Consider the following 25,936-nt stretch of genomic DNA (forward strand, 5'->3'; position numbering starts at 1 on the left):
CTGCTGCATGGCTCAGAACACCAGCTCGGCGTTGTTGCAGTCGATTCCTTGCATCCAGATGTCGGCGTAGCCTAGCTGGATGCCTAATGCGCCTAGTAGAGGGCCAAGCACGCTGTCCAAAGCAGTGAACAAAGGCGTAAGCAGACCGGCCAGTGGCAACTTGACGCTCAATAAGTCAAGCCAGAGTACCTTGACGGCGACCGTCAGGTTCAGGCTACCCACAACATCGACCAGGACACCCGTCAGTGGTTGGGGCGTCCCGACTCGAGTCGTTGTGCCTGGTGCCATGCTGATAGTCGAACTGTTGACGCCGACCACGCCGGTTCGCGCACTGCCGCTGGCGATGATGCTCACCCCCGTACCGAGAAGACTAATCCCGGTGTCCACCAACGTGACAGGGCCGGACGCGCAGCCACTGCCGGAGGCTGCGGCAAGGCATGCCTTGACCAAGCCTGTGTTCACCCCCAATGTGGCACGGCAATCCGCCTTTGCGGCCGCACACTGAATGCCCTGCAATGAGGCCGTGGCCGCCGCAACCTCAATATAAAGTGGCACGTTTATGCCGATGCCCACTAGGCTGGCCACGTCAATACTGATTCCGGCATCGAGTCGTAACCCCACCTGCGCCGTATGCGCGGTAGTCTGCCAGACTCCGGGACTCAGCTGCCGCGCCGGCCCAACCGCCATCACAGGTGGCTGCACGACATAGAGCTGGGCGCCGATACTGGTAAGGCCGGGCACGCTAAGATTTGGCAACTTCACCTGGATCGCCGAGTTGCCATTCGCGACCTGCGCCCCGAGCATCAGCAACTGCGCCACGTTCAATGCCACGTCAGCCGCTGACGACGCCGCCGGCGCCAGCACGCCCAGGTTCAGCAACTGACCCAGTCCCACGTTGGCCTTGACCCCGCTCAACCCAAGTTGCGTGGGCGGGCTGCCCAGCGCCGCGGACAGCAGCGAATCCTTGCCGGCCGCGCCCAGCACGAGCGCATAGAACTGCTGGATCGACAGCGAGGTCTTCAGCAAGTCGTCAATGGTGCCAACACCCAGCTTCAGGCGCAGTTGGTCGAGCGTGACATTGGCGTTGAGCAAGCCTTGCCAGTCCAAAATGGACAACTGCACCGAGGTTCCCAGCAAACTGCTGAGCACACTGCTACCGGTGTTGACATCCAACAACCCGCTACCGACCGAAAACGACGCCACCGGCGGGCTCGCATTGGCGATCGCCTCCGCGCGCAACTGGCGCGACGCGCTGCCCGGAATCACGAACAGGATCGGCACGGTCTGGGTCACGACCACCTGCACCGCGTTTGCCGATAGCTTGGTGGTGTCGTAGCCGGCGTTGAAGTGCCGTACGGTGTCGCTCCCAGTGCTGTAAGCCGGATCCCATACGCCCAGGCAGACACGCATGCCATCGGCATCGCTGCTGCCCGCTGCGCTGCAATTGGCGGTCGCCGTGCCGGCGTAGTCATTCTGCGCGCCAGCCGATTGCGTGGCGCTCAGCACATTGGCCGACACGGTGGCGGCAGCCGCGGCCTGCTTGAGCTGCTGTGCGCCGGCCAGTGCGGCCATATCGGCGATCTTTTGCAACTGGCGTTGCCGGTAGAACACGTGGCCGACATCGATCGACACCAGCGAACCGATCGCAACCGTCGCCAGCAGCAGGGCGCCAAGCACACCGATGGCACCGCGCTGCCCGCGTCGGCGCCCGGCGACGAGATGCGAGCAGCAGCGAATCATCGGCCTGCCACTCCCTGCCCCGCGCCACCGCTGGAGCCATTTTTCGATCCCGCCTGGCCCGTGTAGAACTCGGGGATCGGATAGGTGAACGTCGCCATATAGCGCTGGTAGGACAGGGCTGCCTGCTCCCCACGCAACACCTGCAGCTCGCCCGCCTGAGCGCCACTGCGCTGGATCTCGAGGATGCCACGGGTATGCGGGCCAATCTCTTGCCGGGCCGGTCGCGCCGAGGGTGTTGCAGGTGCGTCCGTCTGGGCCTCGGCGGGGAAGGCGCCCAACCCGAGCATGGCGATCGCAAGCGCCAGTCCGCTGCGGCGGGCATGGCCACGCAGGCTTCTTGTTCCGGTCTGGTTCATGGAATTCTCCTGGGTTGGTGCCGTCGGCGCGGACAACGGGTATCGGGTATTGCGAGGTTGTGCCATCCAGCGATCTCTCATGGCGTGGCCTGGAGGATGTCGGTCAGGCGCTGATGGTTCGGGCCGGGTGTCCCGGCGGCGGCAAGCCGGGCCGATTGTGGCGCGGTCTGCGCCACGGCCTGCTCCGCGGCGACGCGTTCGCGTTGCGTGCTCGCGCGCCGGACCCGCTCTGCTTCCTGCAACACCGTCTTGCGCGTTGCCTCGGGCAGGCCGGCCCGCTGCATCAGCGACGCCGCCTGCTCACGCTTGCCGTCGGCTGCGAGCCAGACCGCCGCGTTGCTCACGACGCGCGGGTTCCTGCCATCGAGCTGCAAGGCCTGCATCACCGGTACGCGCGCCTCGGCCAACGCACCCGTGCGCATCAACGCGTAGCCCAGGTCATTGGCCACCTGTGCATTGGTGGGATCCGCGCCGGTTGCCAATTGAAACGCTGTCGCGGCAGCGGCAAAGTCGTTCCTGCGGCCGGCGATCAGGCCCAGGCCGTGGTAGGCGCGCGCCTGCACCGAAGTGCCGGCCAGGCTGCGATAAGCCTGCTCGGCAGCGGCATCCTGATTGGTCTCGCGCAACGCGTCCGCGCGCATGAGCGTCATCGCCGGCGAAGCGCCGAAGCGCTTCTCGTAGACGTCGATATGCGCGAGCGACGCGAAGTACAGGCCCTCTTCCTGCATCTTGCCGATCAGGCCGAGGTAGACCGATTTATCGTCATAGATGGCCCGGTCCTGCTTGTCGCGCAGCTTGGACAGCTCCACCTGGGCATCCGCCTGATCGCTCATGCGGGTGGCCAGGCTGGTGCCGCAGCCGGATAGCACGGCCAGGGCCAGCGCCGATGCCAGCGCTGTTGAAGAGTGCGCGAGCCAACGCGATCGATATCTCATCTTGCTTCCTGAGCGCTTGTCTTGCTTGTTCATTTCGATCCCCCCGACATATGCGCCAGCATTCTTATCACGCCCAAAAAGCCTGGTCCGGCCGTGATGATCAGCAATACCGGCAGCATGGTCACCACCATGACTGCAGTCATCTTCACGGTCAGCTTCCCCACCTGCTCTTTCATGCGCGCCTTGCGCGATTCCTGCAAGCGCAAGCCAAATTGCCGCAGTGGCTCCTGAACGGCCCCGCCGAATCTATCCACCTGGCTAAGCATGGTGATCAGGCTTTTCAGGTCCTCGCTGTCGAACAACTTCCCGATGCGCTGGAGCGTCTGGTCACGCGACCGGCCCGAGGCAAACTGCTGGTTGGCACGCATCAGCTCAGGGCCAAGCACGCGCAGCATGCCGCCGAACTCCGCCACGATCACCTGCAGGCTCTGATCGATCGACAACCCCACACCCTGCAGCAGGCGCAGCATGTCGACCAGCACAGGCAACTCATCCTCCAGGCGCAGCATGCGGCTGCTGGCCCGACGCTGCAACGCCCATTTCGGCGCCAGGAAAAACACCGCGAACGTGACGAAGGCCCACATCGTTGCGCCCATCAGCGATGTGGGCAAACGCCATGCAAAGACCCCCGCCGCCAACGCCGCCGGTAATGACAGGCGCAGCCCTCCAAATATGGCCCGGGCCTTGTCACCGTAAAAACCACACTGCTCAAGCAATCGCTGTTCTTCGACCGTCACCACGGCCTTGCCCAAAGGCGACTCAAGCCAACGCTGGTCAAAGCGCTTGCTAAGCTGGCTGCCCAGCCGCGCGCCAATGCGAGCGCCGGCGCTTTGGGCCGCGGCGGCGTTGGCAGCATTGGCCGTGCTGGCCGGAGCGGTGGCGGGAGCGTCCGGGACGGCGGCAGCCGCGGCCGCCTGTCGCGAGAGCGCAGCGTCGATGGTCCGCTCGGCGCGGCGACGTTGCCGCCATTGCCCCACCAGCGGCAAGGCCAGGGCGGCTAGCCCGATGGCCGCCACGCATAGGCTCAGCGAGATCAAGGTAGTGCTATCCATGGTCCCTTGTTCCTATACCGATTTGGCCAGGCGATAGAGCATGGCCGCCCCCATCACTTCCAGCATCACCGCAACCAGCAATAGCGTCTTGCCGGTCGGGTCGCGCCACATCATCATGATGTAGGCGGCATTCATCACAAACATCATCCCGGCCACCACCATCGGCAGCAAGCCAAGCACCCAGGCCGACAACCGCGTCTCGGACGACAGCGCATGCAGTTCCTGTTGCGCTTGCTGGCGGTCTCGCATGAAGGCGGCGGTACGCTCCATGACAATGTCCGCGCGGCCGCCGTAGCGCACCGCGAGACGTAGCACGGAAGACAGCAGCATCAGTTCGTCAACCTGATAGATTCGCGCGACCTGCAAGACCGCCTGATCCAGCTCCATGCCTGCGCGCTGCAAGTGGATGGCCTGTACCAGGCACTGGCGCAATGGCGCCTCGATATTGCCGATGGCAGCCTGAAAGGCCGAAGGCACGCTGCTGCCGATGCTCATCATCCGGACTACCGCATCGAGAAACGACGGCAACTGCTGGCGAAGTCTCTGCCCGTTACGACGGGCTCGGTTCCAGAGCATGAAATAAAGGATCGCCACCCCGATTGACAGCGCAGCCAATGCAGCCAGCCAGCCGCCCATGGCAACACCCACCAGCCCTAAGCCGATGATGGAACCACCCCACAGCGCATAAGTGCGCCGCGTCGGCGCCAGGTCCGCACGGCGCAGGAAATCCGCCCACTTGCGCCGCATGTCGTGCTGCTTCTTGCCGGCTTGCGGCTCCGGCGTAGCCGCATAGCGTGCCTTGACCTGCTCGGTCTGCGCTTGCAAGAACGCGCGTGCGCTCTCTTCCTGCGCGCGCGCCTTGGCGCTGGACAGCAGCAGCAGGCCCAGTCCCAGCAAAACGAGAGCGGCCGCCGCAACGACCAGCGCCGCGCTAGACATCGAAGCGGTCGTCCAGGCCAAAGTTGGTCGGGCGCATGCGCGCCAGCTTGGGCGAATGCGGCAAGATGCCAAGCGAGAGCCAGCGGTCTACCTCATTGCCGTCGGGGCCGACGAACGGCTCGTGGCGGAACAGCTCCTGGGTCGAGATGATGTTGTCGCCAAGGCCGGTGACTTCCGTGATCGAGAGGATGCGGCGCTTGCCGTTGGAGAGCCGGCCGATCTGCACGATAAAGTCAATCGCATTGGCAATCTGCCGGCGCAGGCTGGCCTCGCTGCCCTGGAAGCCGGCAAAGCCGGCCAGCATCTCCAGGCGGTACAGGCACTCGCGCGGGCTGCTCGAGTGGATGGTGCCCATGGAGCCATCGTGCCCCGTGCTCATGGCCTGCAGCATTTCCAGCACCTCTCCGCCGCGCACCTCGCCCACGATGATGCGGTCGGGCCGCATCCGCAGGCTGTTGCGCAGCAGGTCGCGGATCGACACCACGCCCGTGCCTTCGAAGCCGCCAGGGCGGCTCTCCAGCCGCACCACGTGCGGATGGTTAAGCGCCAGTTCCGCCGTGTCCTCGATGGTGATCACGCGCTCGCCGTCGGGCACATAGGTGGCCAGCGCATTGAGCAGCGATGTCTTGCCCGAGCTGGTGCCGCCGCTGACAAGGATATTGCAGCGGGCCTTTACGGCGGCCTCGAGCAGTTCGTTGACCTCGGGGCTCATGGTGCCCAGGCCTTGCAGGTCCGCGGGCGTCAGCGGGTCCTTGCGGAACTTGCGGATCGACACCACCGGTCCGGCCAGCGCCAGCGGGGGAATCACCACATTGATGCGCCCGCCATCCGGCAGGCGTGCGTCGACCATGGGATTGGACTCATCCAGCCGCCGGCCGATCGGCGCCAGGATGCGGCGCACGATGCGCAGCAGATGCCCGCTATCGGCAAAGCGCACGGGAATGCGCTCCAGCACACCGTGCCGGGAGACGTAGACGTCCAGGTGCCCATTGACCAGGATGTCTTCCACCGCCGGGTCGTTGAGCAGGTCCTCGATCGGGCCGAAGCCCGCCAGCTCCTTGGTCAGCGCCTCGGCGATCTGATGCAGCTCGGCCTCGTTGATGGGGATGCGGCGCAGCCGCGTGAAGCTCTCCAGTTCCAGGTCGACAAAGCGGTTGATCGCGGTGCGCGACCAGCGGCCGAACTCCGCGCCCAGCTCCTCAATGCGGGTGAGCAGATGCTCATGGGCCGCTTCCTTGATGTTCTGGAATTCCTGCGAAGCAGGAAAAGGCGCGGCGGAGTTATCGGAGAATTCGATGGCTTGCGACATGTCAGTTCCCAGCCCGCTCAGCGCGTATCACGCGCATGGCGCGTAGCGCTTCGGGCAGTTTTTCTTTTACCCGGCCCAGCAAGCCAGCTTCGCTTGCAGTGCCGGCACGGTATCCCAGCCGATCCACCAACTGGCCAATGGCACGGACATAGGGATCGGCGGGGCTGTCATCGGCCAGCACCACGCCACGGTTGAGCGCCAGCACCAGCGGCTCGCGCCGGTCGGGCAAGGTGCCGACCGATGGCGCCTCCAGGCGCTGCGCAATCTGCTGGGCATCCACGCCCAGGCGCGCCTCGAAACGCGAGACCAGCAAGTGCAGGTCCTCGCGCTCCACCTCGCGCTTCTTCAACTCCTGGAGCAACTCCGCGGCCGAGACGATGGCGCCCACGCTCTGGTCCACCACCATCACCACCATGTCGGCGGCCTTGACCAGGTGTGCCATGAAGTCGACATTGCTAAAGCCGCCCAGGTCCACCACCTGCAGGTCAAAAAAGGCGCGCAGGCGATTCAGCAGCCCAAGCGCCTCCATAAACGAGATATCCCGCATCTCCGCCAGCGTGGCCGGCAACGGCAACACGGCCACGCCATTGCCGTGGCGCGCCAGCGCGGTCTGCACGAAGACCTGATCGAAGCGCCGCAGGTTGCGTACGCCTTCGACAAAGTGAAAGCCGGGGCTGATGTTCATGTACAACGAGCCGTCGCGCGACGGCAGCCCCAGGTCCATCAGCAGCACTTCGCCATGGCTGCGCTTGCGCACCGCCGCCGCGAGGTTGGTAGCCAGCGTTGTGGCACCCACGCCCACGCGCGCGCCAAGCACCGCCACGACCTTGCCCCGGCGCGCCGGCTCCGCGTGGCCGCGCACCGCCAGCAGCCGGCGCACGATCTCGATCGCGCCAGCCGGCGGCGCGGTCATGTCGATGAAATCTTTGGCGCCAGCCCGCAGCGCCGCCAGCATGATGTCCGGCTCGCCCGCGTTGCCCACCGCCACCAGCGGCAGCCCCGGGTACAGCTTCGTCACGTGCTCGGCCAGCCGGCTTGATGCCAGCGCCTGCTCCCGCGAAAAATGCAGGAAGACCATGCCGGGATTGACTGTGGCGATCTGCTCCACAAAGGCATCCTGCGGGCCAGCCTCGACGACCAGCCGGCCCAGGTTGCCGAGCGCGTTGGCCAGCCATTGGCGCGGCTCCGGCTGTGCGGTATTGAACAGGAAGAAGTCCATCTGACCCTGCCTTGCGCCGTCGTCCTGCTTGCCCAATGTCATTTTGAAAACCCTGGCAGCGTCGGATCGACGTATTCGCCAAGCACGTACCGGCCCCACACATTCGGGTTGCTGCTGGTGCGCCCATCCTCGCTGACCGCGGCCACGGCCGCCGCGCCCTTGGCGAGCGGGCGCACCAGGCGCGGCGTGACCACGATCATCAGCTCGCGGTCTTCCTGGTTGAAGTTCAGGTTGCGAAAGAAGGTGCCGATGATCGGCAGGTCGCCGAGGAAAGGCACCTTGTTGACGTTGCTGACCGTGGTACGGCTGACCAGCCCGCCAATCACGAAGCTCTCCCCATCGCCGAGTTCCACCGTGGTGTCGGCGCGGCGGGTCACGATGGCAGGCACCATGGCACCGTTGATCGATATGCCGCGTGACGGATCGAGATCACTGGCTTCAGGCGCCACCTTCAAGGCAATGCGATCCTTGGCTAGCACGGTGGGCGTCACGGTCAGGCCAATGCCGAAGGGCTTGAACTGGATGGTGGTCGTGCCGAGTGCCTGCGGCACCGGGATCGGGATCTCCCCGCCGGCAAGAAAGCTCGCGCTCTGCCCGGACAGCGCCACCAGGCTCGGCTCGGCCAGCACCCGCGCCATGCCATTGCTCTCAAGCAGGCTCAGGTTGGCGAAGATCCCGCGCGAGAATGACGCCGCGACAAGATTGAAGGCACTGCTCATCGGCGAGCTGATGTCGGCACTGAACGAACCCGGCGCGGAGTCCGTTCGCGGTGTGAAAGTGAACTTGTTCAGCGACGACGGGGAGAACGTGCCAAAGGCGAAGCCGCCATTGTTCCGGTAGAAATTGAACCCCACCTCCTTGAGCACGGTCTTGCTGATCTCGACCACCTTGACGTCGACCTGCACCGTGCTGCTGACCGGAATCGTGGAGCGATCGATCACCACACCACCCTTGCCTTCGGCGGTAGCGGTGGCCGAGCGCGCTGCCAGTTGCGCGCGCAGCGAAGCCTGCGCATCGCGCGCCTCCCCGCTGATCAAAGCGCCGCCGCCCGACACTGCCACATCGGGATCGCCGGGCTCGCCTCGCGTCGCATCCACCTGCACCCGGTAGGTTTGCGCGGCTTCGCCACGCGGCCAAACCATCAGCTCGGTAGCGCCGGGCTTCTTGGCCACCACCAGCACGCCGTTGGCACCCGAGCCGCTCTTTAGCAGCAACGCATCCGCCACGGCAGGATTGCCGATCGCCACGCGTTCAAGTGGCTTGTTCAGACGTAGCTCACGCTGGCTACCCACCACCAGCTTCAGATCACGCACGCCGCCGTCGGCCTGCTGCGCCCACGCCGCGGGGACGGTGCAGCAGACGGCCATGATGGTGGCGGCCCCGGCAAGAATGGATTTCATCAATCGACTATCCAGAAGTAACACTGAAAACACCAATCCAAATGCAATCCGGCGGGCGTGCACGAGGCATGCATCGACCGCGGCGGCGTTGCTGGCTTCATTCGATCTCGCGCTTGCCGCCGCGGATCATCTCAACACTATTTTGCGCGACGCTGCTCGCGCCCGCGCCATGGGCGCGCTGCGCGACGGCTGGGGGTGTCTGGACAGGCGATGGCGCCGCCTTGGCAGGAAGCGCGTCACCCCGTGCCCCGCCTGCGATCCCTGTCAGCGCAACACCTGCCATAGCGCGATCGGATGGCGCCAGCGCTGTGGCAGGCGCCCCGCCTTTTGCCTGCGCCTTTGCCTGCATGACCGGTGCAGGATCCTCAAACAAGCCTTCGGTGGGAACATCCGGATCGTCGGGATTGCGCAGGGCCAGCAACAGGCGCCCGGTTTGCTGTGCGATAGCCAGCTTGCCGACGTTGGCCACCGGCACTGCCAGCACGGCAGTCTTCTCGCCTTCGCGGCGCGCCATCATTTGCTCGGGCGCAGGCTTGGCGGTTTCATTGACCGTCCCCGCGCCATAGGCCAGCACGCGCAGGCGCGCGAGCAGCATGCGCGCCTGGCTGCCTGCGATCTCCTGGCCATCGCGGCGGAACACAGCGAACACATCGACAAAGTCGCCCGGCTGCACCTGATTACCAACGCCAATCACTTCATCGACCGCAACCGCCACCGCGCGCTCGCCCTCTTTCACCTGAGTGGCAAGACCCGCCAGCAGCTGGCTTTCGAGTACCGGCACGTTCGCGCCGATGCCAACCAGCGGCACCTGGCCAGCCACGCGGGCCACCTCGGTGTAGGCCCCCGCCGGATTGATGGGTAACTGCTCTACCTTGAGCGCGTCGACGGGGACTGGCTTGCCGGCTTCAATCGGCTTCACCGTGACCACCACCGGATACGACTGCGCGCTTCCCGCCACGGGCTCCGCTGGTTTGGCCGGCGTACGCGCCACGCGCCACGCGAGCAGCGCCAGCAACGCGGCAAGGACGAGCAGCGCGATGGCAAGCACGCGGATCTGTTTGCTGGTCATGCTAAATCTCTGGTTTGGATAAATGGAATCTGGCTTAGGCACATATCGACAAACGGCGTCCGCTCGTGGCGTGGGCAGATCCTCATGTGTCTGGCGCCAGTTGCACCGTCGCGCTGCCAGTCAGCGTTGTGGGAATGGGTACCCCAGGTATGACCGGCAAGATCTCGCTTGAGGGAAGGTTCAGCGTTACCCTGACGCAGACCGAGCCGCTCGGATTGGCGCAGGAAACAACTTGGGCAATATTGGCGGTGGAAATGACGCTGCTGATGGAGGCAGGGAGCACAGCCAGCGCTGTCGTCGAAGCCGCACTCACCCGCAAGGCCTGCGTGGCGGCGGCGTTATTGGCCGATGCCCCGCTGGGATAACGCAGGGCTGCACGCGCGCCTTCTTCCGCGGCAAGCGTCAGGGTCTGCTGCAAGGCCAGCACGATGCCGAAATAGACAATGCCGATCACGACGGCCAGAAAGACCGGCAGCACGATGGCAAATTCAAGCGCAGCCGTTCCGGACGAGCGCGTCCGCACGGCGTGGTTTCCCCGCAATGGCATACTTCACCCGGTTATCTTTTACTTTTTGCGCCGACCGGTGGCGCGGGCGACAGGCGGTTGGCTAACAGCCCCTCGCCCGCGCGGCAGCTACCTTCCCAGAATCATCCAGACCAACAAGCCGATCGCTAGGTACGCGGCGTACGGAATGCCGCGCTCCTCCGCTGTATGGCGCGCCGCGCCAGGGACGCTCATGCCGCCGCCTCGCTGCAGCAAGCTTGCGAAATGGTCTCGCCATACAGCCCAGACCGTGCCGGCTTGCATGCGCACCAGCAAAGCATGCGCAAGCGCCAGCAGGCTGCCGACGACCCATACTGTCACCAGCCCCATGGGGCCAGTGAACAAACCTGTGACGGCGAAGAACTTGATGTCGCCCGCGCCCATGCGGCCGAGAGCATAAACCGGCAACATGACCAGCAGGCCCACCAGAAAGCCGAGCAGCCGCGAACCCAGCCCAGGCACAGGCTCAGAAGCCGGCCCGAACGCAAGCGCCAGGCCGATTGCCACGATCGTGGCAACCAGCACGGCATTGGGTACTTTGCGATAAGCGAAATCGGTCCAGATGATTGCCGCGCAGAGAAGCGCGGCAATTAGGGCTAACACTTAGGTGCCGGATGCAGGAAGAATACTCTTCACTTGCGTGGTCAAGCGACCGAGCATGCCACCGATTTCGGTGCCTAGTGTGCCGGCTGCGGTGACAATAGCCAGAGAAATGAGTCCTGCAATCAACCCATACTCGATTGCAGTTGCTCCTTGTTCGTCCCGAAGAAAGCGTGCCAAAGCGTTTTTCATGATGTCACTCCGTTTTTTGATTTATTCCATCACGCAGCGTCCGCTTACCCCTCCGATACCGCCTCGCTCTTGTGGCCAGGCTAGTACCGAGCAGTAACGCTGGTGAAGAATTTATAGATCAAAGCCATGTATCAACCATACCCCCCCTTGGAGTTATAGTTGTCTCAGCATAATGGCTGACGTCCGTTTGAAAACAGTGTCTTTTTAAAGAGCAAACGTTCTAATCGCGTCAAGTACCACACCCGTTCGGGTGAGCCATGTGGCGCGGCGTGATGTAAAAGGATGCGCAGCCGCGGGGTAAGGACGACTGCGCACCGTAAAGACTTATTCGACGTACTCGACGTACTCAGATCAACAATCAACGAGCCAGGCCGCCGAGCAGATTGGTCAGCCCCGGCGTGTTTGGCGTGCTCGATGTCGTCGCAGCCGCGCCCGCTGCGGCGTTGCGCGCGCCGCTCAGCACGCCCGTCACAGGTGCCAGCAAACCGGCCAGCGGCCCGATCGCGCCGGCGGTGCCAGTGCCCGCGGAAGCACCACCCGTCACGCCCGCAAGCAAGCCGGTCACGGGTGCCAGCACGCCTGCTGTGCCTGCGCCCGTGCCCGAACTGGAGCCGCCCGCAATGCCGCCCAGCGGCAGGTTGTTGAGCAACCCGCCGAGCGGATTGCCGCCGGTGCCGTTGCCGTGCACCAGCACGCCGGTCCCCGCGACGGTCTTGCCGGCTTCGGTCACGACACCGCCGAGGCTGGAGACCAACGGGGCCTGGGTATTGGTCAGCAGGCTGCCGCCGCTGGCCACGGAGTTACCAAGGGTTGCCAGCAGCTTGTCCAGCGGCGCGCCAAGGCCGGTGGCTCCGCCAACCGTTTGCGTAACGGTAGTGACCTGCGTGGTCAGCGGCACGATCACCTTGCTCACGCTGCCGGTGACTTGCGCCACGGGGCCGGTCGAGAGCGCCTCGCCGAGCTTGCCGCCGGCCGTCGTCACCGCGCCGCCAACCTGATTGACCAGGCCGCCCACCGGCGAGGTCACCGCACCTAGCGGCGCCAGTTGCCCGGTGCCGAGGCTGCTCACGAGATCGCCCGCGCTCGATACCGTGACGCCGGCTTTCTGCACCACGTTGCCCGTGCTGGACACGGTGATGCCAAGCGGATCGGTGACGGCGCCCATCGTGCCAAGGCCGTCGCGCACACCCACGCCTAGCGCGCCTACCGTGTTACCGGCGTTTACCACTACGCCACCGAGCGCGTTGCGCGTGGCATCAGGCAGCAGCGGCACTTGCGCAGCCTGGATCTGCTTGCCGATATCGCTCACCGCATTGCCCGCTGCCACCACCGTATTGCCCACGCCTTCAGTGACCTTGGCGGTGGGCGTGGTGTCGGGCGTCGCAGCCGGCGTGTTCGGAGGGGGCGTGGTTGGCGTGACGGCGCTGGGGCTGGCGCCGCTGCCGGAGCCGCCTGAGGAGCAACCTGCCAGCAGCAACAGTGCGGCGGCACAGGCGAGGGTCATGGATGAAATCGGGGCGAAATGCGCTTTCATGGGATCTCCTGGTCTTCCTCGCGGAAGGTTCTCCTTTGGAACTGCAATCGAATTGGCTCTTGGACGATGCATGCGAAGCCTTGAGCGCGGAACGCAATACCGCAATACGACGAGGGCGTTTGCGCCGCGCCGCGCTGTGCGCCGCGCTTGTCGGGAGTCAATACCGCAAGCTGCGTGCCACCTGCATGCCACGCTGTTGGCAAGGCAGTCCATCACTGCTGGCGCCGCCGCGCAAACCGTTGTTTGACGCGGGATGGCGAGCATGGGCAAGTCGCGCGTCGCGTTGCACAACAAGGCGGCCCCATGCCGCGCTGCGTGTTACGTGCTACGTAACGTGTTCCCCCCTCGATGTTCCCGATGCCCAACTGCACACGCGCCGTCTGCCCACACGCCGCCGACACGGCGGCATGCGGCCGCGGCGCAGGGAACAAGTCCGCGTTGTTCCCTATGGGCGCCACGGCGTTACGTAACGCGTAACACCGAAACACCGCACAGCGCGCTCATGTCTGGTCCTTTCCCGGCTATGTCTCATCCTCTTCAAACCCAAGCGTGGCAAGGCTTGGCGCGTTTTTGTCCGGCGCCCGCGCGCGCGCCGGCGACATGCTGGCACGCACTGGCACACCCTTTGCGCAATGCAGTGACAACACGGCATGCGCCACGCGCTCCGTGATTTCACGACGGGAAGAAAAAAAGGAAAAGGTCATGCGTACTCAACAGATTCTCATCACGGCACTGCTCGGCTCGCTGTTGGCACTCGGCGGTTGCGCCAGCGGTGGCGGCACAACGTCCATGGATACCGGCAGTGGTGCGGGCACCAGCAATGGCGGCGGTACCAGCGCAGGCACCACCGGCAGCAGCGGCGTTGGTACCGGTGGCGGCACCAACGCCGGCACGGGCGGTGGCAGCAACGGCGGCAATTCCGGTGGGAACAACGGTGGCAACAATGGCGGCAATAACGGTGGCAACACGGCCGCGCTGACACCGACCAGCAAGATCGTCGATCAGGCGGGTGGCATCGTGACCTCGGCTGGCAACGTCGTGAGCGACCTCGGCACGCAGATCAAGAACACCAACCTGCCGATTCTCTCGACCCAATCCAAGGACGGCCTGGGCGGCGTGGTCGGCTCGCTCGGCGCCGCGGTCAGCACCCTGGGCAACGGCGTGCAAAACGGCCTGGGCAACATCCCTAATGCCACCAATCCGCTCGGCACCACGGTGGCAAGCACCGGCGGCGTGGTCAGCCAGGTGGGCAATGCCGTGACCAATGCCGGCGCGCTCGTCAGCGGCCTGGGCAGCGGTCCGCTGTCGCCCCTGGCTGCCGTCACCACGCCGGTGGGTTCACTGGTTTCGCAAGTCGGCACAGCGGTCAATGGCGCGGGCGCCCAGCTCGGCGCGGCCCTCTCGACCGGCCCCGTGGAGCAGCTCACCGGCGGCGTCAGCAAGCTCATCGTGCCGCTCACCTCGCAACTCACCAGCACCACGCAGACGCTCGGCGCGGCAACCGGTCTGGGTGCTCCGGTCAACAATCTCCTGGCGACGCTTGGCGGCGGCCTGGCCACGGCGGGCAACACGATCAAGCAGACCAACACGCCGGTGGTATCGGGCGTGGGCGGCATCGTCGCCGGTGCGGGCAGCACGGTGGCCGCGCTTGGCGGCGTGGTCTACAACCCGAGCGGCACGGGTGCGGGCAACCCGCTGGCGCCGGTCACGAGCCTGCTGGGCGGCCTCACGGGTGGACTGACTGGTGGCCTGACGGGTGGCAGCGCAAGCGGCCCGCTGGCGCCTGTCACCAACCTCGTCAGCGGCCTGACGGGCGGGCTCACCGGCGGCCTGGGCGGTAGCAACGCAAGCGGCCCGCTGGCGCCTGTCACCAACCTGGTCAGCGGCTTGACCGGTGGGCTCACTGGCGGCCTGGGCGGTGGTAGCGCAAGCAGCCCGCTCGCGCCTGTCACCAACCTGGTCAGCGGCGTGGTGAGCACGGTCGCCGGCGCAGCTGGCGCTGCCTCGGGTGGCGGCGCAGGCAATGCGCTCGCACCGGTTACCGGCATCGTCGCTGGCGTCACCGGCGGCAATGGCGCAAGCAGCAGCAGCGGCAGCGGCAGCGGCTCGGGCAACAACGCACTGGCGCCGGTTACCGGCCTCGTGAGTGGCCTGCTGGGCGGCCTCGGCGGCAAGCGCTAAGTGTCAAGCAGGCAATACATGCTTCGCGCTTCATGCGCCTGCATGTAAGAATTAAAAAAGGGGGCGCGTTCGACGCGCCCCCTTTTAAAAGAGAACGCGATCGGCCACGCAGCAGCGCCAAGGGTAGCGGCACCCCTGGCGTCATTGGCACAGCGCGTTAAAGCCGCATGCTGATTTTTACGGATCCAGGGGTATTACCATGACGCACACACACCTGCGTGTCGCCACGTTGCTGCTCGGCATTGGCGCCTGCAACAGTGTCCTTGCGGAGCCACGCAGCCCGATCCTGGGCGATCCCACGCAAACCTTGCCGAGCATCGCGCCCGCGCGCCCGCCGCAGAGCAATGTCTCCGTGCAGGTCGAACGGCCGGACTCCGCGCTGCAAAACCTGCTCACCAGCAAGCTCACGCCGCAGCGATTCCAGATCGAAGGCGTGAAGGCGATCCCATTCGCGGAAATCGCAGCCAAGTTCGCACCGTTGGCCGGCAAGGAAATCACGGTGGGCCAGCTGCTGGCGGTGGCGAATGAAGTCACCCAGATGTACCAGCAACGCGGCTTTCCGCTGTCCTTCGCCTTTGTCCCTACGCAGAGCTTCGAGAATGGCAATGTGCTGGTCACCGTGGTGGAGGGCCATGTTTCCACCATCACGATCCGCGGCGAAGCGGGCCCGGCCGAAGGCCGCCTGCGCGCCATTGCAGAGCAATTGATGCAGGACCAGCCGCTGCGCCGCGAGACCTTCGAGCATTACGTCAACGTGCTGGCGCTGCAGCCCGGCATGCAGGTGGCCGCGACCGTGCAGCCGCCGCAGACCACGGACGGCGCCTGCGAGATGGTGCTCGAGGTCAAGCGCAAGCCCTTTACGTTTGGCATGGGCCTGGATTACAAGGATCCGAGCGTGCGTGGCATCTTCACCGCCACCACCAACAGCCTGACGCCGCTGGGCGAACAGATATCGGTCTCCGCGCTGGCGCCCCGGGGCCCGGACCACGAGGAATACTACGTCGCCAGCTACGGCCAGCCGATCGGCACCGAGGGCATGATGGCTCGCCTGAGCGCCTCGCATTACCGTGGCGTGCCGCAAAACGGCACGCTGGCGCAGATTGGTTTCGATACGCGCTACGTGAACGACACCAAGCGCCTCGGCGGCACGCTCAGCTATCCGGTGATCCTCAACAACGCGCACTCGCTCACGGCTACCGGCGGCCTCTATGCCAACGACCAGTTCGAGCGCTATACGCAGTCGGGCACGGGCAGCCAGATCGCGCTGACCACGCATGTGCGCGTGCTGAGCGCGGAACTCGCCTACGTGCAGCGGCAGGAGGGCCAGACCCGCAGCGCCACGCTAGGCGTCTACAAAGGCATGAACGCGCTCGGCGCGAGCCGTGAGAACAACGTCAACGACCTGGACTTCGTGCGCAGCCGGCTGGTGGTGTCGCAGGCCACCGACTTGCCCTGGGGCTTCGGCGTAGCAGTGTCCGCCGCAGGCCAGTACAGCGGGCAGCGCCTGGCGTCGAGCGAGCAGATCAGCTTTGGTGGCCGCTTCTTCGGGCTAGGCTATCCGGCGGGCGAGGTGGCGGGCGACAAGGGCTGGGGCGCGTCGGCTGAGATCAACCGCCTCTTTACGCCTGGCCTGACCTACCTGAAGACCGTGCAGCCTTACGTGCTGACAGACATGGCGCGCGTGTACTCGAACAGTTTGTCGCTGGTGCACCGCACGCTGCAGTCGGTGGCCATCGGCCTGCGCTTCTCGGACCGGCGCTACTACACGCTGGATGTCTCGGTGGCGCAGCCGGTTGGCGACAAGCCGACCAATGCCGCGCGCCGGTCACCGCGCCTGAACGCAACGTACTCGTATCAGTTTGAATAGGTGACGGCGCAGGTGGCGAGTCGGTAGCGATTGGACGGCAAAGACGAAGCGTCTTTGGGAATTTTCCACTTAGCTTTGCAGATTTTTCCGAATTTCTGCGGCGTTGATGCAAATGATAATTGTTTGCATTCATTACCAACCGCAGCCGTCGGAGAATCATGCAAAGCGCCCTCGTCATCAGGACCAAGAAGAAACTCAGCGCCATCCCGCACCTGACAGGCGCCGTTGGCGTGGCTATCGCGGCCGCGCCAACGGCTGCCCAGACCGCGGGAAGCACCAAGGTGGCGGCGGTGGAGCTGCCCGCAGTCGTCGTCAGCGGCTCGGCCCCGAACCCGTTCAAGACCGACGGCACCTCCTCGATCAAAACGCCTGGCGCCTTGCTGGATACGCCCAGGTCCATCACGGTGATCCCGCAGGAACTGATCCAGAGCACCGCCTCCACCAGCCTCACCGAGGCGCTGCGCACCGTGCCCGGCATTGCATTTGGCGCGGGCGAAGGCGGCAACCCGGTTGGCGACCGTCCGTTTATCCGTGGCTACGATGCGCAGGCCAGCACCTTCCTGGATGGCATGCGCGACATCGGCGCGCAATCGCGCGAGATGTTCAACATCGAGTCGGTCGAGGTCACCAAAGGGCCGGCCGGCGCCTACGACGGACGCGGCTCGGCGGGCGGCAGCATCAACATCGTCAGCAAGTCGCCCAAGCTGGGCAGCTTCGCCGAAGGCAATCTCGGCGTGGGCAATGCCAGCTACAAGCGCGGTACCGCCGACGCCAACTGGCAGTTCAGCGGCCACGCCGCGGCGCGTTTCAACGCCATGTTCCAGGATGCGGGCGTGCCCGGGCGCGACAGCGCGCATCAAGAGCGCTGGGGCTTTGCCCCGTCCGTCGCCCTTGGCCTTGGTGGCCCGACCCGGCTGACGCTGTCCTACTACTACATGGAGACGAATGGGCTGCCCGACACCGGCATGCCCTACAACAACCCGAACTTCGTCCCGCGCACCGATGGCCGGCCGCGTGCACGGCTGCCCGGCGACGGCTCACCGCTCAAGCTGCCGCGCAACACCTACTACGGCCTGGTCGACCGCGATTTCCGCAAAGACAGCGCCGATGTCGCCACCATCCGCTTCGAGCACGATTTCAGCCAGGCGCTCAAGTTCCGCAACCAGACGCGCATCGGGCGCACCAAGCAGGACTACCTGTGGACGCGCCCGGACGGCAGCTTCAATGGCAACATCTACTACGACATGGTCTGGCGCCGGACCAACCAGCGCCACGGCATCTCGACTACGCAGGCCAACCAGACCGACTTGTCGGGCGAGTTCCTCACCGGGGCCATCAAGCACAAGTACGCGTTCGGCGTGGAATTCTCTCGCGAGAAAAGCGAGAACGACGGCTACACGGTCGCCACCGGCAACAACCGCTGCCCAAGCGGCCCGGGCGCGGCCAGCGGCTACAACTGCACCACGCTGTACAACCCCGACCCGCATGACCCCTGGAGCGGCCGGATCGCCCGCAACTACAACCCGACCAATCACACGGCCACGACCGCATCGGTCTATGCCTTCGACTCGATCGAACTCAGCAAGCAGTGGATGTTGAATGCGGGATTGCGCTTCGACCACTACCGCGGCGAAGTGCAGACCGCCCGCGCCAACGGTGGCGCGGGCCCGCGCAGCACGCATACGCGTGACGACAACCTCTTCAACTATCAGGTCGGCGTGGTCTACAAGCCGGTGGAAAACGCCAGTGTCTACTTATCCTACGGCACCTCGTCCACGCCAGCCGGCGCCGTGGTCGGCCAGGGCAGCGAGCCGAGCGGGATCGCGCCGACCAGCGCGGGCTCCGCGTTGTCTCCGGAAAAGAACCGCAGCATCGAGCTCGGCACCAAGTGGGACGTGCTGCGCAAGCGCCTGGCCTTGACGGCTGCCATCTTCCGCGTGGAAACCACCAATGCGCGCATCATCCTGGAAGACGGCCTCGCGGCCATGGTGGGCAACAAGCGCGTGGACGGCATCGAGCTCGGCTTCTCCGGCAACGTGACGGACCAGTGGGCTGTCTTTGGCGGCTACACCCACCTGAAGAGCGAACTGCGCAACAACGGCGGATCCGGCGCGGCCTTCGGCGCATCCAACGGCCACTCATTCCCCAACACGCCGTCAGATAGCTTCAGCCTGTGGAGCACCTACCAGTTCCTCCCCAATCTCACGGTGGGCGGCGGCGCTTACTACGTCTCCAAGGTGTGGGGCAGCGAGGCCCGTAACAACTGGGTGCCGTCCTACTGGCGCTTCGACGCCATGGCGGCCTACAAGCTGAACAAGAACGTGACGCTGCAGCTCAACGTGATGAACCTCGCCGACAAGGTCTATTACAACCAAGCCTACCCGGCGCACTACGCATCGATCGCGCCCGGGCGCGCCGCCGTTTTCAACGTCAACCTGCGCTACTGAGCCGAGGTTTGTCGCCGCCGTGGCACGCGGGAGCCGCACGTGCCACGGCATGTATTCCCATACCGCGAATTCCAAAATGTAACGTTTTCGCTACAGACGCTATGGATGTATGTCTTGACTGACATATGAAACACAAATGATAATTCCTCTCATTCGCAACATCATTCAAGCAATCGGGGAAATTCGTGCAGACCGCTTTTGTCGTCCGGAAGAACAAGAAACATAACGTCATCCCGCGCCTTTCCGGCGCCGTTGGCATGGCGGTAGCAGCCGCGCCGGTGGCTGCCCAATCGGCCGGCACGACCGTTGCCGCCGTGGAATTACCCGCGGTAACCGTCAGTGGCGCCAACGAAAGCGGCTTCAAGGCGGACACCGCATCGTCGATCAAGACGCCCGCCGCCCTGCTCGATACGCCCAAATCGATCACCATCATTCCGCAGGAAGTGATCCAGAGCACCGGCTCGACCAGCCTGAGCGATGTGCTGCGTACGGTACCCGGCATCTCCTTCGGCGCCGGCGAAGGCGGCAACCCGGTTGGCGACCGGCCCTTTATCCGTGGCTACGATGCGCAGGCCAGCACCTTCCTGGATGGCTTCCGCGACATCGGCTCGCAAAGCCGCGAGTTGTTCAACGTCGAATCCGTCGAAGTCACCAAGGGCCCGGCCGGCGCCTACGACGGCCGGGGCTCGGCCGGCGGCAGCATCAATATCGTCAGCAAGGCGCCCAAGCTGACCAGCTTCGCCGAAGGCAACATCGGCGTCGGCAATGCGGACTACAAGCGCGCCACGGTCGACGGGAACTGGAAGTTCGCCGACCACGCGGCTTTCCGCCTGAACGCCATGTATCACGATGCCGGCGTCGCCGGGCGCGATACCACGCACCAGAATCGCTGGGGCTTTGCCCCCTCCGTGGCCTTCGGCCTGGGTACCGACACGCGCCTGACGCTGTCCTACTACCACATGCAGTCGGACGACATCCCCGACACCGGCATCCCGTACAACAACCCCACCTTCAATCGCCGCACCGACGGCCGCCCGCGCCTGAGCGTTGCCGGCGACGGCTCGCCGGTGAACGTGCCGCGCAACACCTACTACGGCTTGTCCGATCGCGACTTCCGCAAGGATAAGGCCGACATGGGCACCATCCGCTTCGAGCACGATTTCAGCCCCGCGCTCAAGTTCCGCAACCAGACCCGTATTGCCAAGACCAGCCAAGACTTCATCTGGACCCAGCCGGACGACAGCCAGGGCAATCTGTATTACGGCATGATCTGGCGCCGCGCCAATACGCGTGTGGCCACCGCAAACACCATTGCCAACCAGACCGACCTGTCGGGCGAGTTCGCCACCGGCACGATCAAGCACAAGTACGCCTTCGGCGTGGAGTTCGCGCAAGAGAAGAGCGAGAACGACAGCTACAACGTGGATACGGGTGGCACCAGCGGCAACCGCTGCCCGAGAGGCCCGGGCGCAGCCGGCGGCTACAACTGCACCACGCTGTACAACCCGATCCCCAACGACCCATGGGCGGGCGCCATCAGCCGCGTGAACAACCCGACCAACTCGAAGACCAACACCAGCTCGGTCTACGCCTTCGACTCGATCGAGCTGAACAAGCAGTGGCTGCTCAATGCCGGCGTGCGCTTTGACCGCTACAGCACCGAGTTCCAGGCCGCCCGCGCCGCCAACGGCACCCGCGCCGAGTACTCGCGTGACGACAACCTGTTCAACTACCAGTTGGGCGTGGTGTACAAGCCGGTGGACAACGCCAGCTTCTACGTCTCCTACGGCACCTCGTCTACCCCGGCTGGCTCCTTCCTGGCCCAAGGCAGCGACGGCAACGCACTGGGGCCGGACCGCAGTGGCCGCAATCCCGGCTCCGACCTCGCGCCGGAAAAGAACCGCGCCTTCGAGATCGGCACCAAGTGGGACGTGCTGCGCAAGCGCCTCGCTTTGACCGCCGCGATCTTCCGCGTGGAAACCACCAATGCGCGCATCACGCAGCAGGACGGCACCGCAGCCATGGCCGGCAACAAGCGCGTGGACGGTGTGGAACTGGGCTTCTCGGGCAACGTCACCGACAAGTGGGCTGTCTTTGGCGGCTACACGCACCTGAAGAGCGAACTGCGCAACAACGGCGGTTCCGGCGCGGCCTTCGGCGCCACCGACGGCCAGTCCTTCCCCAACACGCCGGCGGACAGCTTCAGCGTGTGGAGCACGTATCAGATCATCCCCAACCTCACGGTAGGCGGTGGTGCGTACTACGTCTCCAAGGTGTGGGGCAGCGAAGCCACCAACAAGTGGGTGCCGTCGTACTGGCGCTTTGATGCGATGGCTTCGTATCGCATCAACAAGAACGTGACGGTGCAGCTCAATGTGTTCAACCTGGCCGACAAGGTCTATTACAACCAGGCCTTCGCCAGCCACTACGCATCGATCGCTCCCGGACGCTCCGGCGTCCTGAGCCTCAACGTGCGTTATTGAGCGGCAGCAAGCGCTCGGCAAACCCTGCGCTGCTGACCGGTCTTGCTGACCGGCCAGCCCGCACACGGCACACCACCCTTGCGGCACGGTGTGCCGTTTTTACTTGATCGCCCCGTATGGAAACACCGGAAACACTGGACACACTGGCCACACTCCCCTTGCGCATCGTCTCTCCCGGAGAGCTTGACCAGCTTGGCCCCAACGGCCTGGCCGACAAGCTGCGCGAGCCGCCACACCTGGCGCTGCCCTGGCTGGGCGGCGCCGCCGTGCAAGGCAACCTCGACGCGCAGATGATTCTTGGCCAGTGGTTTCTCGCCGGCCATGGCGTCGAGCGCGATGAAGCCCGCGCTTTCGCGTGGTTCAAGCACGCCGCGCACGCCGGCCATGCCGGGGCCTCGAACATGACTGGCCGCTGCTACGAAAACGCCTGGGGCACGCTGCAGGACGATCACGCGGCAGCGCAGTGGTACACGCTCGCGGCGCAGCGCGGCTCCGACTGGGGCATGTACAACCTGGCAACCGCGCTGGTGCTTGGCCGCGGCATTGCAGCCAGCCGCCCGCAAGCGCTCGACTGGTATCTGCGGGCCGCCGACATGGGGCACGCCAAGTCGCTCAATATCGTGGGCGGCTTCTACGAGGACGGCTGGGAAGTAGAACGCAACGCGGCCGTGGCAATGGACTACTACCGCCGCGCCGCCGAAGGCGGCGATTTTCGCGGCCAGTTCAACTACGCCCGCGCGCTGGCGCTATGCGGCCAGGAACACGAGGCCATCCGCTGGGTGCGGCAAGTGCCGCGCACCGCCAATGCGCCATTCATCGACAAGATGCTCGCCTTCCTGCGCGACGCGCCCGACGCGGCGCTGAACCAGTTGTATAGCCACGCGGACGATGCCGCGCAACTCAGCTCACGCGAAAGCCAATCTTCAGCGTGACCTGGAAGTGCGCGACCTTGCCGTCCGCGATGTGCCCGCGTGTCTCAACCACTTCGAACCAGTCGATATGCTTGATGGTCTCGCTCGCCTTCTCGATGGCGCTACGGATCGCCGCGTCGCAGCCGTCCGGCGACGAGCCCACGATCTCGACCAGTTTGTAGGTGTGGTTTGACATGTCCGCCCTCCTTGGCGCGATGGCCGCTGGCTATGATCCGCACCCGCCAGCCTGGTGCTCCGGATACGTTTCTCCATCATAGGCAGCGGGCACGGCAAATCCAAAGTGCGGTTACTCGCCGGCAAGATTGCTGACGGGTCAAGCACTGGCCCCGTGCCGGCGTTTCATGCCTGAGGCTGGCCCGCGCGCCGGCGTGCCGGCTGGTCCGGCACGGCGCGGCGCCGCCCGGCGATGTCCTCGGCTAGCCATTCGACGAAGGCGCGCACCGCCGGCGGCAGGTGGCGCCCCGCCATGGTCTGTACCTGCAGCGCGCGCTGCTGCATGGCGCGGCTGGCGATCGGCACCAGCACGCGCCGCTCCGCGCGCAGGTTGTTGCGCACCGCAAGGGAACCCGTCAGGTACACCGCGTCCGTGTATGCCTGGTAGCCCACCAGCGCGCTCAGCGAATTGCTGCTAAGCAATATGCGCGGGCGCAGCCCTTCCACGCCGCAGGCCAGGTCGAACAGTTGCCGGATAGTGTTGGTCTCGCTGGGCAGTGCCAGCGGATACGCCACCACCTCCTTCAGGCTGGCGCGCTTGAGCGCGGCCAGCGGATGCTTGCGCGCTACATAGGCATAGACCGGCGCGGCTTCCGAATAGGCGACTTCGATGCCTTCCTGGGCCGCAATGGCGAAGGTCAGCGCCAGGTCCACCGTGCCCTCGCGGACCATACGCGTGGCGACCGCGGGGGCGCAGACTTCAAGCGAAAAGCTCACACCGGGAAAACGGCGCTGGAACAGCGCCATCGCGTAAGGCATGTAGTCCCGCGCAAAGCCGTCAGTGCAGGCCAGCCTGACTTTGCTGTGCGCCACGCTAAGCAAGCCCTGGAGATCGGCCCGCAGGGTCTGCGCGTCGAGGAAGGCGCGGCGTCCGTACTGCTGCACCACCAGTCCGGCCTCGGTCAGGCGCATGCCGCGCGGCTCACGCTCAAAGAGCGCCGTACCGAGTTCCGCTTCGAGCCGGGCCACCTGCCGGCTGATGGCCGATACCGCGACATGCAACGAGGCAGAGGCCGCGCTGAGCGAGCCGCGCTCTGCCACTTCAAGGAAATAGGCCAGCGGTACCGCGTGGATCGATGTGAGCTTCATGGTTGTGCTTCTGGCAAGCTTGTATTGGCATGAGAGGGACTGGCAGCGTGCTGCCATGCCGCACCGGCCTTTGCGCAATGATAAGCCTGGCCTACGCTTGCCTTGCCGATTTTAGAAAGCGGCTTTCTGGCCGGCCGGACCACCAATGGTGCCGAAATGCCATGCGGCGCAGCCTGAGCAGCAGCTTCTCGCGCAAACGGCACCGCCGCGGTGCGGCTAGTGCGCTAGTCCACGCCACTGGCGGGCGTGAACTGACAGGCAGAACCCGGAAATGCTGTTGGCATTGCGACACGCGGTTTGCCGGAGCCGGCCCGGCTGCCGTTATCGTTACGCCATGCCCCGGCCGCGCAAGCGGTTGCAAGGCGGTAAGCGGCAGCGGGGCGCCGACAGAATGCAAAGCGAAGCAAGGAGACCGTAACCTCATGGAAGACATCTGCTACCTGGGCGCCGTGGAAATGGCCCGCGCCATCCGCACCCGCGAACTCGGCGTGCGCGAAGTGGTTGACGCGCATATCGCGCGCATCCAGCGCGTCAACCCGGCCATCAACGCCATCGTCACCACCACCTTCGACGAGGCACAGGCAGCGGCCGATGCGGCCGACACGGCGCTGGCCCGTGGCGCCGTGCCCGGGCCGCTGTTTGGCCTGCCGGTGGCGCACAAGGATTCCTTTCTGAGCGCAGGCGTGCGCACTACCTTTGGCTCCGCCGTGTACCGGGATTTCGTGCCGGCGCAGGACAGTGCGGTGGTGGCGCGCCAGCGGGCGGCGGGCGCCATCATGCTGGGCAAGACCAACCTGCCGGAGTTCGGCGCGGGCTCGCAAACCTTCAACGCGGTGTTCGGCGCTACGCGCAACCCTTACCGCCAGGACGTCTCGGCGGGTGGCAGCAGTGGTGGTAGCGCGGCGGCGCTGGCCGCGGGCATGGTTGCGCTGGCCGATGGCTCGGACATGGGCGGTTCGCTGCGCAACCCGGCCAGCTTCTGCAACGTGGTGGGCTTGCGAGCGTCGATCGGCCGGGTGCCGATGACACCGGCCAACCATGCCTTCAACACGCTCACGGTGGGGGGGCCGATGGGCCGCTCGGTGGCGGATGTGGCGCTGATGTTCAGCGTGCTGGCCGGCGACGATCCGGCCGACCCGCTGGCAATCGCTGCCGACGCCAGCGATTTCGCCACCCTGCCCCGGATCGATGGCAAGGGCCTGCGCGTAGCGGTCAGCCCGACGCTCGGCGGGCTGCCGTTCGAGCCGGCGGTGAGCCGCGTGCTGCAGGAGGGGATTCGCCAGTGCCAGGCGCTGGGCTGCACGGTGGACGAGGCGGAGCCGGATTTCAGCGGAGCCGACCACGCCTTCGAGGTGCTGCGCGCGCTGGCATTCGCCACCAACTACGGCGCGGCGCGCGCCGAGCATGGCGAACAGATGAAGGAAACCGTGCGCTGGAACATCGACCTGGGCCTGGCCCAGGACGGCGCCGCGATGGCGGAAGCCGCGCGGGCCCACAGCCGCATGTTTGCGCGCATGCAGGCCCTGCTGACACGTTACGATTTCCTGATCGCGCCGGTGTCGCAGGTAACGCCGTTCGCCGTTGAAACCGAATATCCGCAGCACATCGAAGGCGTGCCGATGCCTAGCTATATCGGCTGGATGCGCTCGTGCTACCGCATCACCATCACCGGCCATCCTGCCATCTCGGTGCCCTGCGGCTTTACCGACGATGGCTTGCCGGTGGGCTTGCAGATCGTCGGCAAGTATCGCGGCGAGCGCGCGCTGCTGGCCTTCGCGCAACTGTTCGAGCAGGCCAACGCCGCCGGGCGCATCCGCCCGGCGTTGTAAGCCGCC

Annotated in this window: 21 protein-coding genes; 6 read left to right on the top strand and 15 right to left on the bottom strand. The window is 65.4% G+C overall.

The window, feature by feature from the left end; all coding sequences use genetic code 11:
* Positions 1 to 12: 12 nt before the first annotated feature.
* The 13 genes from AC1DQR_RS08075 to AC1DQR_RS08135 form a co-directional block, all read right to left on the bottom strand.
* Complete coding sequence (locus AC1DQR_RS08075; protein ID WP_477132852.1) at positions 13 to 1,740, bottom strand: TadG family pilus assembly protein; 1,728 nt, start codon at positions 1,738 to 1,740, stop codon at positions 13 to 15.
* On the bottom strand, positions 1,737 to 2,096 hold the full coding sequence (locus AC1DQR_RS08080; RefSeq protein ID WP_416051505.1) for a DUF3613 domain-containing protein: 360 nt from the start codon (positions 2,094 to 2,096) through the stop codon (positions 1,737 to 1,739). Before AC1DQR_RS08080 ends, AC1DQR_RS08075 begins: the two co-directional genes overlap by 4 nt.
* 77 nt (positions 2,097 to 2,173) lie before the next feature.
* Positions 2,174 to 3,031, bottom strand: a complete 858-nt coding sequence (locus AC1DQR_RS08085) for a pilus assembly protein TadD (protein WP_477132853.1) — start codon at positions 3,029 to 3,031, stop codon at positions 2,174 to 2,176.
* A gap of 29 nt (positions 3,032 to 3,060) precedes the next feature.
* Positions 3,061 to 4,083, bottom strand: coding sequence for a type II secretion system F family protein (locus AC1DQR_RS08090; RefSeq protein ID WP_477132854.1), 1,023 nt, complete (start codon positions 4,081 to 4,083; stop codon positions 3,061 to 3,063).
* Between the two features lie 12 nt (positions 4,084 to 4,095).
* Positions 4,096 to 5,022, bottom strand: a complete 927-nt coding sequence (locus tag AC1DQR_RS08095; RefSeq protein WP_477132855.1) for a type II secretion system F family protein — start codon at positions 5,020 to 5,022, stop codon at positions 4,096 to 4,098.
* Complete coding sequence (locus AC1DQR_RS08100; RefSeq protein WP_150991529.1) at positions 5,015 to 6,331, bottom strand: TadA family conjugal transfer-associated ATPase; 1,317 nt, start codon at positions 6,329 to 6,331, stop codon at positions 5,015 to 5,017. The genes AC1DQR_RS08095 and AC1DQR_RS08100 overlap by 8 nt, the downstream gene beginning before the upstream one ends.
* Position 6,332: 1 nt before the next feature.
* Positions 6,333 to 7,550, bottom strand: a complete 1,218-nt coding sequence (locus AC1DQR_RS08105) for a CpaE/TadZ family protein (protein WP_477132876.1) — start codon at positions 7,548 to 7,550, stop codon at positions 6,333 to 6,335.
* A gap of 38 nt (positions 7,551 to 7,588) precedes the next feature.
* Positions 7,589 to 8,950 (bottom strand): type II and III secretion system protein family protein, encoded by a 1,362-nt coding sequence (locus AC1DQR_RS08110; RefSeq protein WP_416051501.1) that lies wholly within the window; start codon positions 8,948 to 8,950, stop codon positions 7,589 to 7,591.
* A gap of 97 nt (positions 8,951 to 9,047) precedes the next feature.
* On the bottom strand, positions 9,048 to 10,019 hold the full coding sequence (gene cpaB, locus AC1DQR_RS08115) for a Flp pilus assembly protein CpaB (protein ID WP_477132856.1): 972 nt from the start codon (positions 10,017 to 10,019) through the stop codon (positions 9,048 to 9,050).
* 82 nt (positions 10,020 to 10,101) lie between these two features.
* On the bottom strand, positions 10,102 to 10,566 hold the full coding sequence (locus AC1DQR_RS08120) for a TadE/TadG family type IV pilus assembly protein (protein ID WP_416051499.1): 465 nt from the start codon (positions 10,564 to 10,566) through the stop codon (positions 10,102 to 10,104).
* Between the two features lie 87 nt (positions 10,567 to 10,653).
* Entirely contained in the window at positions 10,654 to 11,166 is a 513-nt protein-coding gene (locus AC1DQR_RS08125; protein WP_477132857.1) for a prepilin peptidase, read from the bottom strand.
* Positions 11,167 to 11,355 (bottom strand): Flp family type IVb pilin, encoded by a 189-nt coding sequence (locus tag AC1DQR_RS08130; RefSeq protein WP_477132858.1) that lies wholly within the window; start codon positions 11,353 to 11,355, stop codon positions 11,167 to 11,169.
* Positions 11,356 to 11,713: 358 nt separating this feature from the next.
* Positions 11,714 to 12,889 (bottom strand): collagen-like triple helix repeat-containing protein, encoded by a 1,176-nt coding sequence (locus AC1DQR_RS08135; RefSeq protein WP_477132859.1) that lies wholly within the window; start codon positions 12,887 to 12,889, stop codon positions 11,714 to 11,716.
* A 702-nt stretch (positions 12,890 to 13,591) separates the two neighbouring features.
* Here AC1DQR_RS08135 and AC1DQR_RS08140 point away from each other — a divergent pair.
* The 5 genes from AC1DQR_RS08140 (at position 13,592) to AC1DQR_RS08160 (ending at position 22,799) form a co-directional block, all read left to right on the top strand.
* Positions 13,592 to 15,070, top strand: a complete 1,479-nt coding sequence (locus AC1DQR_RS08140) for a collagen-like triple helix repeat-containing protein (RefSeq protein ID WP_477132860.1) — start codon at positions 13,592 to 13,594, stop codon at positions 15,068 to 15,070.
* Between the two features lie 199 nt (positions 15,071 to 15,269).
* A complete protein-coding gene (locus tag AC1DQR_RS08145) occupies positions 15,270 to 16,937 on the top strand; it encodes a ShlB/FhaC/HecB family hemolysin secretion/activation protein (protein ID WP_477132861.1) in 1,668 nt (555 codons plus the stop codon).
* A 158-nt stretch (positions 16,938 to 17,095) separates the two neighbouring features.
* The gene (locus AC1DQR_RS08150) at positions 17,096 to 19,384 is read left to right on the top strand and encodes a TonB-dependent receptor (protein ID WP_477132862.1); all 2,289 of its coding nucleotides are present in this window, start codon (positions 17,096 to 17,098) and stop codon (positions 19,382 to 19,384) included.
* A 257-nt stretch (positions 19,385 to 19,641) separates the two neighbouring features.
* Complete coding sequence (locus AC1DQR_RS08155) at positions 19,642 to 21,867, top strand: TonB-dependent receptor (RefSeq protein WP_477132877.1); 2,226 nt, start codon at positions 19,642 to 19,644, stop codon at positions 21,865 to 21,867.
* Positions 21,868 to 22,025: 158 nt separating this feature from the next.
* Positions 22,026 to 22,799, top strand: coding sequence for a tetratricopeptide repeat protein (locus AC1DQR_RS08160; RefSeq protein WP_416053354.1), 774 nt, complete (start codon positions 22,026 to 22,028; stop codon positions 22,797 to 22,799).
* Here AC1DQR_RS08160 and AC1DQR_RS08165 read toward each other — a convergent pair.
* Positions 22,768 to 22,974 (bottom strand): dodecin, encoded by a 207-nt coding sequence (locus AC1DQR_RS08165; RefSeq protein ID WP_150991561.1) that lies wholly within the window; start codon positions 22,972 to 22,974, stop codon positions 22,768 to 22,770. The genes AC1DQR_RS08160 and AC1DQR_RS08165 overlap by 32 nt on opposite strands.
* A 164-nt stretch (positions 22,975 to 23,138) precedes the next feature.
* Positions 23,139 to 24,101, bottom strand: coding sequence for a LysR family transcriptional regulator (locus AC1DQR_RS08170; RefSeq protein ID WP_416051492.1), 963 nt, complete (start codon positions 24,099 to 24,101; stop codon positions 23,139 to 23,141).
* Positions 24,102 to 24,523: 422 nt separating this feature from the next.
* Here AC1DQR_RS08170 and AC1DQR_RS08175 point away from each other — a divergent pair, with 422 nt between their 5' ends.
* On the top strand, positions 24,524 to 25,930 hold the full coding sequence (locus tag AC1DQR_RS08175; RefSeq protein ID WP_477132863.1) for an amidase: 1,407 nt from the start codon (positions 24,524 to 24,526) through the stop codon (positions 25,928 to 25,930).
* Positions 25,931 to 25,936 lie beyond the last annotated feature (6 nt).

Source organism: Cupriavidus sp. 05L411, from assembly GCF_056398045.1.

Coding starts and splice junctions, on each gene's coding strand:
- AC1DQR_RS08075 (WP_477132852.1), bottom strand. CDS start 1,740: ATGATTCGCTGCTGCTCGCATCTCGTCGCCGGGCGCCGACGCGGGCAG.
- AC1DQR_RS08080 (WP_416051505.1), bottom strand. CDS start 2,096: ATGAACCAGACCGGAACAAGAAGCCTGCGTGGCCATGCCCGCCGCAGC.
- AC1DQR_RS08085 (WP_477132853.1), bottom strand. CDS start 3,031: ATGAGATATCGATCGCGTTGGCTCGCGCACTCTTCAACAGCGCTGGCA.
- AC1DQR_RS08090 (WP_477132854.1), bottom strand. CDS start 4,083: ATGGATAGCACTACCTTGATCTCGCTGAGCCTATGCGTGGCGGCCATC.
- AC1DQR_RS08095 (WP_477132855.1), bottom strand. CDS start 5,022: ATGTCTAGCGCGGCGCTGGTCGTTGCGGCGGCCGCTCTCGTTTTGCTG.
- AC1DQR_RS08100 (WP_150991529.1), bottom strand. CDS start 6,331: ATGTCGCAAGCCATCGAATTCTCCGATAACTCCGCCGCGCCTTTTCCT.
- AC1DQR_RS08105 (WP_477132876.1), bottom strand. CDS start 7,550: ATGGACTTCTTCCTGTTCAATACCGCACAGCCGGAGCCGCGCCAATGG.
- AC1DQR_RS08110 (WP_416051501.1), bottom strand. CDS start 8,950: ATGAAATCCATTCTTGCCGGGGCCGCCACCATCATGGCCGTCTGCTGC.
- cpaB (WP_477132856.1), bottom strand. CDS start 10,019: ATGACCAGCAAACAGATCCGCGTGCTTGCCATCGCGCTGCTCGTCCTT.
- AC1DQR_RS08120 (WP_416051499.1), bottom strand. CDS start 10,566: ATGCCATTGCGGGGAAACCACGCCGTGCGGACGCGCTCGTCCGGAACG.
- AC1DQR_RS08130 (WP_477132858.1), bottom strand. CDS start 11,355: ATGAAAAACGCTTTGGCACGCTTTCTTCGGGACGAACAAGGAGCAACT.
- AC1DQR_RS08135 (WP_477132859.1), bottom strand. CDS start 12,889: ATGAAAGCGCATTTCGCCCCGATTTCATCCATGACCCTCGCCTGTGCC.
- AC1DQR_RS08140 (WP_477132860.1), top strand. CDS start 13,592: ATGCGTACTCAACAGATTCTCATCACGGCACTGCTCGGCTCGCTGTTG.
- AC1DQR_RS08145 (WP_477132861.1), top strand. CDS start 15,270: ATGACGCACACACACCTGCGTGTCGCCACGTTGCTGCTCGGCATTGGC.
- AC1DQR_RS08150 (WP_477132862.1), top strand. CDS start 17,096: ATGCAAAGCGCCCTCGTCATCAGGACCAAGAAGAAACTCAGCGCCATC.
- AC1DQR_RS08155 (WP_477132877.1), top strand. CDS start 19,642: ATGGCGGTAGCAGCCGCGCCGGTGGCTGCCCAATCGGCCGGCACGACC.
- AC1DQR_RS08165 (WP_150991561.1), bottom strand. CDS start 22,974: ATGTCAAACCACACCTACAAACTGGTCGAGATCGTGGGCTCGTCGCCG.
- AC1DQR_RS08170 (WP_416051492.1), bottom strand. CDS start 24,101: ATGAAGCTCACATCGATCCACGCGGTACCGCTGGCCTATTTCCTTGAA.
- AC1DQR_RS08175 (WP_477132863.1), top strand. CDS start 24,524: ATGGAAGACATCTGCTACCTGGGCGCCGTGGAAATGGCCCGCGCCATC.